Genomic DNA, 11,357 nt, shown 5'->3' with positions numbered 1-11,357 from the left:
CGGAGGCCGCCCGGTCAGCCACGACGCCACGCTCTACAAAGACCGCAACACCGTGGAGCGCGGCATCAACAAGATCAAGGAATGGCGGGGTCTGGCCACCCGCTACGACAAGACACCCGAAAGCTACGCCGCAGGACTCCACCTGCGCGGATCCATCCTCTGGCTACGCACCCTGCCAACCCCATGATCCGAACTTGGAACAGACCCTAGTAGGCCACTGGCGTGGATCACGTTGTGGCCTCACTGCGTCGCGGAACGTTACGCGGGTCGGTTGCTAGATCAACGATTTTCGTGTGCCACTCGGCGGGTCGCGCGGGCCTCGTGCTAGGGGGGCATCTGGGCGAGTCGCTGGTAGTGATCTAGTTGATGTTCTAGAATCGCACAGGTGGCTACTGCTGATCCCGCGGCGATGGGGAGGCGCATCGCCGAAGCTCGGGAACGTGCTGGACTGACGCAGGCTGCGCTGGCGTCGACCATCAACCTGGATCGATCGGCTCTCACCAAGGTCGAAAACGGAACGCGGCGCGTGTCGGCGCTTGAGCTCGCCCGCATCGCGGAGGCGCTCGACGAGCGGATCGAATGGTTCGTCCTGGATCCGCCTCCCGCGCTCGTGTCCCATCGCAACCTGCAGGAGCCGGGCGCTGCGAGTCCGTCGATCGACCGGGCTGTCGAGCGGGTTGCGCGTAATGTCGAATTCGTCCAGCGTGAGGACGTCCGGTGGAGTCTCGGAGCTCTGCCGGAAATGAACCGACCGGGTTCCGTCGGGGATGCGGAAGCCTGCGCGGTTAAAGCAAGGACTCTGCTCGGCCTTGATGGCGAGGAGCCCTTCCTGGACATGTCGGAACGCTTGAGTCGATTCGGATTGCTGCCGTTCTCTCTGGACTTGGGGTCGGAGACCGCAGACGCGGCATCGATTCTTTTGGCTCGTGGCGGCGTTGCCGTCGTCAATGGCCATCTCCATGTAGGTCGGCGCAGGCTAGCTCTCGCTCACGAGCTAGGACACTATCTATTCGCTGACCCATACTCGGTCGACTGGCGCATTGGCGAGCAAAGCGACGAAGCTGCCTGGGAAACCCGGGTTGACCGTTTCGCACGAGCAATTCTCCTGCCTGCGCAGGGATTGAAGCGAAGGTGGGCTGATTTGCGGAGGCAAGGTGATGATCTGCGAACGGCGGCCGTCAAAGTTGGTAGCGTCTTTCGTGTTGACATGTCAACATTGGCGCGGCGACTTTCGGAGCTAAGGCAAGTCGACCAAAGTGAGGTCGGTCGGATCCGAAGCGTCCGCACCACCAGGGCTGACATCGTTGAACTCAACCTGGTCCCTCGCGATGAACTCGCTGCACCCTCTCTCCCTCGGGGCTATCAGGAGGCGGTGCTGAGGTTGTACCGTGGAGAGATCGTCACGTCCCATCGGGCGCTCGATCTCCTCTTCGACACGTTTGAGGAAAGTGATCTACCCGTGCTGGAGACACTTCCGGAGAGCGCGATATGGAAGTTCGTGTCGTAGTCGCATGGATATCGACGAAGTCCTGGTTTTCGATACTGGGCCGCTGAGCCATATCGCTAAGCAAGGCTGGCTCGGAGTTCTGAAAGCGGTCGTCGGAGCGCGGACCGCAGTTATACCTGATGTGGTCGTGGATGAGCTGCGGGTAGGCGCCACCCACGATGGGCGGATTCGGGCGGTGCTGGATGCGCCATGGATCCAGCACCGAGAGCTCCGGACCGAAAGGGAGATCGTCGAATTCGCCCGCTTCGCCGAGTTCCTCGTCAGGGGCTACCGCAACCGTGGGGAGGCGGCTGTGCTTGCGCTTGCCGTCACGCTAGGCGGTGTGGCGGTGGTTGACGACGGTGCCGCTCGACGCGCTGCGGAGAACAGTGGTATTCGACTACGGCCGACGCTTGCCCTTCTATGCGAGGCGATCAGGATTGGGTTACTTACAGTTCCTCTCGTGGCCGCGCTGGCCGACGATCTACTTGCCAGTAATTACCGTCTACCGTTCGGGCCGGGTGATTTCGAGAAATGGGCGGTCGGGGTTGGGGAGCTAGCTTGATTCGGACCTGGTCGCCTGGCTAAGGGTGCGTTCTGCGTGGGTGTCCCGGTATCGGGATCATGGAAAACTTCCCCGGATTCCGCAGCCTCGCCGCCGCTCATCTGCTGGAAGCAGCTTCCTCACTCCACGTGAGACGCCATCTCAAGGGTCGCACAGCGCCCCGGCGCTTTCCAAGATTGTCGGCTGGGTGGAAAGGGTGTCAGCGCGCTGAGCCACGTTGCCCGCCACCCACGTCGATGTGCCGCGTGGACCGTCAGCCCCGCCGGTCCGGGCCGACCGGAACGGGAGTGGCGTGGCGTGAAACGACCCCGTAGAACAGTGCTGCGACCCCGACCGGCTGTGATAATCGTCACGTCAATGCTCTGTGTGGGCTGCTCGATGGAGATCTTTTGGACACAACTCAATTGTGTGCCCGACGCTCCTCGGTGACCTGCATATCTGCAGGTCAAGTACAGTGTTGGCCCCGGAGCGCCTTACAAGCGAGTGGTCGCAGGTTCGATCCCTGCCGCGCCCACGCGCTGGTTCCGGGTGTTCGCTTGATTTTTGATCAAGCTCGCGACCAGCTGCTATGTCCCCTCGGTGGCGGATCCTCGAACGCCTCGACGGATACAGAGATCGTTCCGTAGGCCCGCGTGTAGAGCACATCGTTCAGGCACAACACAAGTTTTCGATCATGCAGGTGCCCGGCCAGGCTCACGGGACGTCCCTGATTGTCGGCGGTTGCCCGGGAACATCGAGCATCGACGATCTGACCGTCGAGATGTCATCCGTCGCGCCGCGGATCCTGTCCAGGATCGTCCGCAGCAACGCTCGTCGTACCAGCCTGGTGCTGACCGCGACGACTGAACCCGAGGCGGTTCACGCCCGACGCGGGTGTCGGCGCTCAACTGATCGAAGGCGCTGCTGCTTGCTGGCTCGCCTTTAGTGTCCGAGGACGCGGCGCAGGATCTGGTCGACCCGCTGCCATGCGTCGGAGGGGATGGGGCCGAGTGGATGGGACAGTCCGGAGACCGGCATCCACGCGACGAGTTCGGGCAGGATCGTGCCCCTGATCGGGGTGGTGATCCCGGCGTCGGCGGCGTAGTCGTCGTGGGGCAGCGGTTCACCGGGGATGACCGGGCAGGTCACGACTCGGCCCGTACCCGCTCGGTTGTACAGGTCGGCTGAAACGATCAGGGCGTGGGCTGGCGCGTCCGCGCGCGCCCACACCTCACCCTGCTGCACGGCGGCGCAGCTCCTCCAGGCGGGCGAACTCGGCGTCGAGGGCCTTGGGAGTCACTCCGAGCGCTGCGTTGCGCTGCTGCTGTCGAGCGAACCGGGCTGTCCAGATGGCCTCGGTCAGGGTCTTGTCGACCCAGGCTGACAGGGTGAGTCCGGCGGCTTCGGCCTGAGTTCGAGCGTCCTGCAGGGTGGCCTCACGAACCGACACGCTCAGATTCGGCATGCTACGCATCATAGGACGGCCCATCCCATCGGCAGTGCGATCTCGCTCTTCGCCGCGCCGTCCGGGAGGGTCCGGCCCAACCGGACCTCCACGCCCGCGCGGTGCCGGAGTCGAGGCCCGCCTCCGGCTCTGGTCCGCGTGAGGCGAGTCATTCAGTGGGCTGTCCGCGGCGGGGTCGGGTTGATGCTGTCGCTGTCCCAAGTGATCCGCTGGTCGACTGGGACGGGCATGGCTTCGAGCTGGTCGTCTGCGGTGAGGACGTTGATGCAGGCCTGGCTGCCGCCGACGTAGGTGGTCATCAGGTCCACATCGGTGGCGACGCACCATGCGCGGTCCTCGGGCCACCACAGGCTGGCCCGCCGATCCCAGGGTGGATGCTCCAGCGATGTGGTCGCCGCAGTCAGTGGGCCGGTCAGCAGGACCATGGGACGGTGCGTCATGGCGATGGTCGGAATTCCGGCGGTGGGCACGGCGAGTGCGCCGAATCCTCGCCATACGGCGAACCAGCACCGATTCGCGGTGGTCGTGTGCCGAGCGAGCAGGCCGGAAAGACGTGCTGGCTGTGGAACGGGGAGGGATCCTTGCGTTGGTTGGTTGTTCCACAGACCGGGCTGATCGCTGCTGCCCTGCAAGTATTGCCAGGAGCCAGTGATGGAGATCCACTCCATGGAGGGGTGGGGTAGGCGTTCATTTCCGCGGCACCAGGGAACCGACGGTGTAGCCGGGGCCGCGGGTTCCGTCCACGACCCAGCCCGCCGGGCTCACGTCGGTGACCAGCTCGGGTCCACCGATGGTAAACGGGGTTCCTTCCATGCGTTCAGTGTCACCGGGAGGCGGTGGCGGCACAACAAAGCTCGTACGGGAGGATGGCGCCTAGGATCGAGGTGAACATGATTTTCCCCACGTTGTGATCGCCTGAGTCATCGCCCGAGAGATTGTTTAGACACGACACAATTGTGTGCCCGACGCTTAGTAGCGACCTTCATATATGCAGGTCGAGTACAGTGTTTGCCCTCTGGAGCCTTACAAGCGAGTGGTCGCAGGTTCGACCCCTGCCGCGCCCACGCGCTGGTTCCGCATGCTCGTTGATCTCCGATCAAGCTCGTGACCAGCCGCGATATCTTTCGGGGACCGGTGCAACCCCATGAGCAACGCGCAGCGTGACCACCGTCGCGGGAGTGATTGGTCAGTCGGGTTCCGCTCAGGCGGTCGTCGAGTCGGGCCAGGGCCGAGTGGTTCTCCGCCTTCGACGAGCGGGAGTGGCCGGGCGGGCTCCTCCGGGCGCACGCCGCCGGGCCCGGTAGCACCATCGAGACATGGCCAGCAGCGCCGGCCGCCCCGTGTCCGTCGACGCGGGCGGGCATGTGTGGCTGGTGCCGACCCGGTGGTCCCGGTGGCGGTACCGGGCGCTGTCCGCGTTGCTCGGGGCGGTGCCCGCCGTGGCGTTCCCCGCGCTGTCGGCGTGGCCGGTCGGCTTCGTCGGGGTGGTGCCGGCAACCCTGGTGATCGTGGCGGCCGCCGTCCCGCGGGAGGCGGCGATCCGTGCCTGGTGCGGCGGTACCGGGTTCTTCCTGGCGACCTGCTATTGGCTGGTTCCGAACACCGGTCCGTTCATCGTCGTCCTCGGTCTGGCGCTCGGCGTCACCTGGATGCCGTGGGGTGTCCTGGTCTGGACGGCGCTGCGCCCCCGGCTGCCCTCCCAACCGCCCGGGTACCGCCGTCTCGCCTGGGCGCTGGTCGCCGTCCCGTCCGGCTGGGTGATCGGGGAGTTCGCCCGGTCGTGGGAGGGCTTCGGTGGGCCGTGGGCGCTGCTCGGTGCCAGCCAGTGGAACGCCCGACCGTTTCTGCCGCTGGCCGCCGTCGGCGGGGTGTGGCTGCTGAGCTTCCTGCTCGCTGCGGTCAACCTGCTGGTGGCTGCCGCGGTCATGCCGGGCCTGCGGTCGGGGCGGCGGCGACCGTGGCGGGCTGGCGTCGCGCTCGCAGCCGGCCTGCTCGTTGCCGTGATGGTGGCCGGTGCGGCGGCCGTGCCCACCCCGGCCAACACCGGCACGCTCACCGTTGGTGGCGTCCAGCCAGGCGTCGTCCACGGTGCCGACGTGCGGTTCGCCGACGGTGAGGCGGCCACCAGAAGCCTGGTCGGCACCGGGGTCGACCTGGTCGTGTGGGGGGAGAGCAGCGTCGGGTTCGACCTCGTCGACGACCAGGCACGGCTGCGCCGGCTCGAGGATCTGTCCCGCATGCTCGGTGTCCCGGTCTTGGTCAACACCGATGCGCGGCGTGCTGATGAGGTCGCCAGCCCCGACGACGGGGGCGGGGGGATCTACAAGTCTGCAGTGCTGGTCGGACCGGACGGCCCGCGCGGTCGGTACGACAAGATGCGGCTGGTGCCGTTCGGGGAGTACATCCCCTTGCGCCCCGTCTTCGGTTGGCTGACCGCGGTGACCGAGGCAGCCGCTGAGAACCGCCGCAAGGGCGTCCGGCTTACCGTGCTCGCCGCGGGGAAGCCGGACGGCAGTACGATCCGGCTCGGTCCGCTGGTCTGCTTCGAGTCGGCCTTCCCGGACATGACCCGCCGTCTGGCGAACGACGGCGCGGACGTGGTCGTCGTCCAGTCGGCCACCTCGACCTTCCAGGACAGCTGGGCACCCGATCAGCACGCCAGCCTCGCCGCGCTGCGGGCGGTCGAGGCGGGACGGCCTGTCCTTCACGCCACGCTGACCGGCGTGTCCACCGCCTTCGACGCCTCCGGCCGGCAGTTGTTCCGCCTGGGCAGGGACGGGCGCGGCGCCTATGTCGTAGACCTGCCGCTGACCAGCGCGACCGGCACCCCGTATGCCCGCCTCGGCGACTGGGTGCCCCTCGGCTCGCTCGCCATCGTCGCGGCCGTCGCGCTCGATGCCGCGGTGCTGCGGGCGGTCCGTCTGCACCGCGCCAGGCGCTTCACGGCGGGGTGATTCGGGGTGGCAGGGCGGGGCTGTCCGCGCCGACGAGGCTGTGCGGAACGCCTCTGGGACGGTTCACGGCCGTCGCGACGGCGCGGCGTAGTCCGAGGCAGGGGCGCGATTCCCTGCCAGGGAAGGGATCCCGCCCGGGCTGCACCGTACGGTGCGTGTCATGTCGGTACCGCAGTCCGCGTCACCTGCCGGTCCGCCGCTCGGAGAGCAGCTGCGCCACTGGCGGCGGGTACGCCGGATCAGTCAGCTGGAGCTCGCGTCGGCGGCGGGCAGCACGCCCCGTTACGTGAGCTTCATCGAAAGCGGCCGGGCGCAGCCCAGCCGACAGATGATCGGGCGGTTGGCCCGCGCCCTGGACGTGCCGCTGCGGGAGCGCAACGTGCTCCTGCTGGCCGGCGGCTACGCGCCGGCATACACCGCGGAGCCGCTGGACAGCCCCAGCTGGACCGCGTGAACACGGCGCTGTCGGCCCATGCTCCGCGGCCACGTCCGTTGCCGGCGGTGGTGCTGAACCGCAGCTGGGACCTGGTGCGGGCCAACAACGGTGCCCGGCTGCTGTTCGGGCGGCTGTATGCGCCGGATTCCCTGCCGGAGTCCGCGAACGTCCTCCAGATGGTTATCGAGCCGGGCCGGTGCGGCGTGCGGTGCGCAACTGGCACAGCGTCGTCCCGCATCTGCTGGAACGGGCCCGGCGCGAGGCTGTGGGCGGAGTATTGGATGAGCGCACCGATGCGCTGGTGCGCCGGCTGCGTGCGCGAGCCGACGTCGCCGCGCTGCTCGCCGCCCCCGAGCCGTGGGACGCCGCCGCGCCCGTGATCGACGTGCGGTTCGACGTGGCCGGCACGCCCTTGACCTGTTCTCCGTCGTCACATCGATCGGCACGCCGATCGATGTGACCGCGCAGGAACTACGACTGGAGTCGTTCTTCCCCAGCGACGACGCCACCCGGGCGGTCTGGTCCCGCCTGTGCGCCGCAGGGGAGCAACATGGTGTCGTTCCCGGTGAGGTTCGGGCCTCTCCCGAGGACACGCGGGACGAGATACCAGGTGCCCCGCGCTGAGACGATTCCGAGTCGTCGTCCGGCCTGTTCGCGAAGGCTGTCCTTGGTGAGGATGCCCCGCTGCTGGTAGATGCCGACCTCAATCCGGGTCCGGAGGGGATAGGCCCCTACGCGGCGTCGTCCCGGCGGTCGTCCTCTTCGTCGCCTGGTGTGATCTGCGTTCACAGGCCGGTGGCGTCGGGGGGTGCGAACGCGGCGAGGCTGGGCAGCCCGACCCCGTCCCGGTCGAACATCGCGAGGTTCGCTCCGGGGATCGGCTCGCCGGGTTTGGGGGCAACTGTGAGCCAGCCGGGCTCCCAGGCGAGGAACCCCAGGCCTCGGCCGTCCGGAACGTCGTGGAGGATCTGCCGCAGCTCGGCGAAGAAGGCTGCCTGCCCGGCCGGCGTCGCCGGCACCGTCATGGCGTCCGGTAGCTGGTCGGGGGACGTGACCCAGTCGCCCGGCCCGGGGTCGACCAACGTCCACGGATACGCGGTCTCCGCGATGAGGATGTCCCGGTGGTACTGCCGGGCCAGGCCGTCGAGCGTCGCCCGTAGCGCCGCCAGGGAGCCGGTCCAGTACGGGTAGTAACTCACCCCGATGACGTCGAACGCGGTGACGCCCGCCTGGATGAGGTTGCCGAAGAAATACTCCGAGCGGCCGAGGTCGCCCCCGCTGTCGACGTGGAGGACGATGGCCACGGGCCGGCCCGACGTGCCTTCGCGGGCACCCTCGATCGCGCTGTTGACCAGCTCCGCGAGGCGTGACCACTGTGTTCGTGTGCCGTCCCGGACATCGCCGAGCGGCCAGAGCATCCCGTTGGTGATCTCGTTGCCGATCTGAACCATGTCGACGGGCGTTCCCTGCGCCGCCAGTCTGGCGACCAGACCGCGTGTGTATTCCCGGACCTTCGCTGCCGTCGTCACGAGATCGGCGCCACGCCACGCCACCGGGATCTCCTGTGAATGCGGGTCCGCCCAGAAGTCGGAATAGTGCGGATTAAGCACTATTCTTAGCCCCGCGTCCGTCGCGCGGCGTGCCAGGGTGAGGACAGACTGCTCGTCGCTGTATCCGGCGGGTGGATCGACCCAGACCCGGAGCCGGACGTAGTTCGCGCCGTGCGCCGCAAGGATCCTTTCGATGGGGAGGCGCCGCCCGCCGTCGGAGAGGCCGGTCCCAGCGGCCTCCTCCTGGAGCGTGAACGAGATGTCCGCGCCCCGGACGCTGAGGACCTCGCGTGACGGTCTGTCGCGCCCGGTCAGGACGGTGACCGTTACCGCCACCGTACCCGCGGCCACGATCAGGCTCACGATGTGAATCACGCGCGCGGCGCTGCCCCGCATGGGTCTCGGTTCCTCTTCCCGCAGGTCGCCTGCCCGTCAGCCGTCAGCCGTCAGCCGTCCGCCGTGTGCGTGCCCGGGGACGGTGACTCCGGGCTGCCGATTCACCGCGTTGTCGTGGAGCGCGCTCGGCGCGCGTACCGCCGGTGAAATATACCGCTTCGCCGACTTTCCGATCCTCGATCTTGGTTGCTGGTCTACATGGACTCTCACCCGGTGGCGCCGGACCGTCGGTGTCGGTGGTCGCTCTGGGTAATGAGGTTGTCGCGAAAGGTGCCAAGCGTTGCCAGTCGGATGATAGTGGTCTAGCCTCGAACATCATCCGGGCTATGCTGACCTTTGTGTGGGTGCCCCGGTCGAATGCCTGGGCTTGGGGGGGCGGACTTGCGGTGGCAGGTCATCGGGCGACGAGCTGATCGTCAGTGTTGGTCATGACGATGAAAGATCACTTTTTGTCGCGGAGGCGTTCGCCGGAGCGGGGTGCTTCTACTCGCGGGTGATCCCTTCGCCTCTGTAGCCTCGCCTTTCTTCTGTGTGACCGGCGGTGGCGCTCTTCCTCTCCGTGCACCTTGTGTGCGGGGACGCATGGTGGCTCTTTTCTTCGCCGCTCGTCGAAACGAGCGCGCGCATTCTTCTGGGGGAGACCGGTGAATGGTCCGGTGCGCGAGGCGTACCTTTCGGAGGATCTGGCGGGTGGTGTCGGGCCGCTGACCGTCCCCCTGCAGTACCAGAGGTTAGCGCCAAGCCTCCTGGAAAATTCCGGGAACCGGGTCCGGTCTACGGCCGTGATGAGCCGGTGGCAGAAACTGCAGTACTGGCTGATCACGGTGGGGTGGCTGGCTGCCACGGTGTTCTTCTGGTGGTGGTGGCTACGCGCCGACAACGTCGGCTCGATCGTGCTGTTCGTGCTGATGTCGGTGTCCTTCTTCTACGTGGGTACCCTCCTGGCGGGGATGTATCTGATTTTTGTCGGGCACATGCGGCGGCCCGTTCCCATTCCGGTGCGCCAGGCGGAGATCTCGGCGCCGATCCGGCGGGTTGCCGTCATCAGCCTCACCGTCCCCGGCTCGGAGTCCCTCGAGATCGTCCGTCGCCAACTGGTGGCGATGAGCAGGATCAGATATCCGCACGACAGCTGGATACTCGTCGACAAGGTCTCCTCACCGGAGATCGAGGAGCTCGCCCGGTCGGTAGGTGTCCGATACTTCTCGCGGCATGACGAGGCCCGCTGGGGGCGGGAGGGGGTGGCCGGCTGGAATCGCCGGAACCCGCCGTTCAAACGCAAGACCAAGGCCGGCAACGTCAACAGCTGGCTGGATGCCCACGGCCACGAGTACAGCCACTTCACCCAGCTCGACATCGATCACATACCGAACCCCGACTACCTGGACCGGGTGCTCGGCTACTTCGCCGACCCAAAGGTCAAGTGGGTGCAGGCGCCGAGTGTGTACGGGAATTTCGAACACTGGACCGCCCGGGGCGCGGCCGAGCAGGAACTGGGTCTGCAGGGACCGCTTCAGATGGGGTTCTTCGGGTTCTCGCGGACGCCCTTCATCATCGGGAGTCACTGCACCTACGACACGGCCGGCATCCTCGAGATCGGCGGGTTCCAGCCGACCAGGGCGGAGGACCACCTCGACACCGTCTGCCTGGCTGCGCGCGGATACCAGGGCGTCTTCGTCCCGGATGTCATCGCGACCGGTGACGGGCCCGAGACGTTCGAGACTTATCTGTCGCAGCAGTTCGCGTGGGCGTACTCGATGATCGAGGTCCTCCTGCGGCACACGCCCCGACTGCTCCGCCGGTACGGACTGCGGCAGGCCGTCCAGTTTCTCTTCGCTCAGACCTGGTACACCCTCTGGTCGCTGTCGATGCTGATCCTCTTCGCGCTGCCGCTTCTCGCGCTCTGCCTGAACCAGGCCATCGCGAAGGTCCACTATCTGGACTTCCTCGCCCACAGCGTTCCGCTGAGCGTCGCCTCGCTGCTGATCTGGTGGTGGAGCCGGCCGTGGCACGTGCCGACCGGTATACGGCTGACCTGGCGCGGGATCGTCCTGCATGCCGCCCGTTGGATCGTGGTCCTCTCCGCGCTCGTCCAGGTCGTCCTCAGAGTCAAGAAGCCATACATGATCACGAAGAAGGGGGTGGGGGGTGAGGCCGGAGCCGTCTCGCTGCGACCCATGGCTCCCTACGTCGCGATGGTGGTCGTCCCGCTCGCGGCCTGCTGGACCTATCTCACCGTCCATCACGCGGGCGGGAGATCGGGCTATCTCCTGTTCGCCCTGCAGGACTCCCTGACCTTCCTGCTGGTCCTGTCCGTCGTGATCCTGCAGGAGGTCCGGCTGTCCGGAGACGGGGGTACGCCGCTCGCCGTTCGGCTGCGCCGCGCGGCGGCGCCGTTGGCTATGACGGGACTGCTCACGGCCGCGACAGTTGCCACCGCGATCGCCTCCTGGCACCCGATCTGGGTGGCGCTCTCCTCTGCGTGAGGTCGTGCGGGCGGGTGCGCGCCTCAACGGATGCCGTCGT

Annotated in this window: 10 protein-coding genes and 2 pseudogenes; 8 read left to right on the top strand and 4 right to left on the bottom strand. The window is 67.1% G+C overall.

What is annotated here, in order from left to right; all coding sequences use genetic code 11:
• From FMEAI12_RS23800 to FMEAI12_RS23790, 3 genes and pseudogenes are all read left to right on the top strand, one after another.
• Positions 1-187: pseudogene (locus FMEAI12_RS23800) on the top strand (IS5/IS1182 family transposase); the annotation flags it as partial.
• A 198-nt stretch (positions 188-385) separates the two neighbouring features.
• A complete protein-coding gene (locus FMEAI12_RS23795) occupies positions 386-1,507 on the top strand; it encodes an XRE family transcriptional regulator (RefSeq protein WP_200835395.1) in 1,122 nt (373 codons plus the stop codon).
• Positions 1,508-1,511: 4 nt separating this feature from the next.
• Entirely contained in the window at positions 1,512-2,051 is a 540-nt protein-coding gene (locus tag FMEAI12_RS23790) for a hypothetical protein (protein ID WP_112107905.1), read from the top strand.
• A gap of 921 nt (positions 2,052-2,972) precedes the next feature.
• On the opposite strand, the gene FMEAI12_RS23780 is transcribed toward FMEAI12_RS23790, so the two are convergent.
• The 3 genes from FMEAI12_RS23780 to FMEAI12_RS23770 all read right to left on the bottom strand — a co-directional run bounded on the left by FMEAI12_RS23780 (position 2,973) and on the right by FMEAI12_RS23770 (position 3,965).
• Entirely contained in the window at positions 2,973-3,275 is a 303-nt protein-coding gene (locus FMEAI12_RS23780) for a transcriptional modulatorof MazE/toxin MazF (RefSeq protein WP_020459472.1), read from the bottom strand.
• Positions 3,262-3,495, bottom strand: coding sequence for a hypothetical protein (locus FMEAI12_RS23775; protein WP_112107904.1), 234 nt, complete (start codon positions 3,493-3,495; stop codon positions 3,262-3,264). The genes FMEAI12_RS23780 and FMEAI12_RS23775 overlap by 14 nt, the downstream gene beginning before the upstream one ends.
• Before the next feature lie 152 nt (positions 3,496-3,647).
• Positions 3,648-3,965, bottom strand: a complete 318-nt coding sequence (locus tag FMEAI12_RS23770; protein ID WP_235014373.1) for a hypothetical protein — start codon at positions 3,963-3,965, stop codon at positions 3,648-3,650.
• Positions 3,966-4,811: 846 nt separating this feature from the next.
• Here FMEAI12_RS23770 and lnt point away from each other — a divergent pair.
• From lnt to FMEAI12_RS23755, 4 genes and pseudogenes are all read left to right on the top strand, one after another.
• Positions 4,812-6,449, top strand: a complete 1,638-nt coding sequence (lnt, locus tag FMEAI12_RS23765) for an apolipoprotein N-acyltransferase (protein WP_112107903.1) — start codon at positions 4,812-4,814, stop codon at positions 6,447-6,449.
• Positions 6,450-6,609: 160 nt separating this feature from the next.
• Complete coding sequence (locus FMEAI12_RS23760; protein WP_071061835.1) at positions 6,610-6,903, top strand: helix-turn-helix domain-containing protein; 294 nt, start codon at positions 6,610-6,612, stop codon at positions 6,901-6,903.
• Positions 6,900-7,022: pseudogene (locus FMEAI12_RS40150) on the top strand (transcriptional regulator); the annotation flags it as partial. The gene FMEAI12_RS23760 and the pseudogene FMEAI12_RS40150, both read left to right, overlap by 4 nt.
• Before the next feature lie 59 nt (positions 7,023-7,081).
• A complete protein-coding gene (locus FMEAI12_RS23755; protein ID WP_112107902.1) occupies positions 7,082-7,345 on the top strand; it encodes a hypothetical protein in 264 nt (87 codons plus the stop codon).
• A 325-nt stretch (positions 7,346-7,670) separates the two neighbouring features.
• Here FMEAI12_RS23755 and FMEAI12_RS23750 read toward each other — a convergent pair whose 3' ends face one another.
• Complete coding sequence (locus tag FMEAI12_RS23750; RefSeq protein WP_235014371.1) at positions 7,671-8,798, bottom strand: glycosyl hydrolase 53 family protein; 1,128 nt, start codon at positions 8,796-8,798, stop codon at positions 7,671-7,673.
• An 818-nt stretch (positions 8,799-9,616) separates the two neighbouring features.
• Between FMEAI12_RS23750 and FMEAI12_RS23745 the strand changes: the two genes are divergently transcribed.
• Entirely contained in the window at positions 9,617-11,317 is a 1,701-nt protein-coding gene (locus tag FMEAI12_RS23745; protein ID WP_235014370.1) for a glycosyltransferase family 2 protein, read from the top strand.
• Positions 11,318-11,357 lie beyond the last annotated feature (40 nt).

Source organism: Parafrankia sp. Ea1.12 (assembly GCF_900465275.1).
Lineage (GTDB): Bacteria > Actinomycetota > Actinomycetes > Frankiales > Frankiaceae > Parafrankia > Parafrankia soli.
This window is presented reverse-complemented; position numbering and strand designations above follow the sequence as displayed.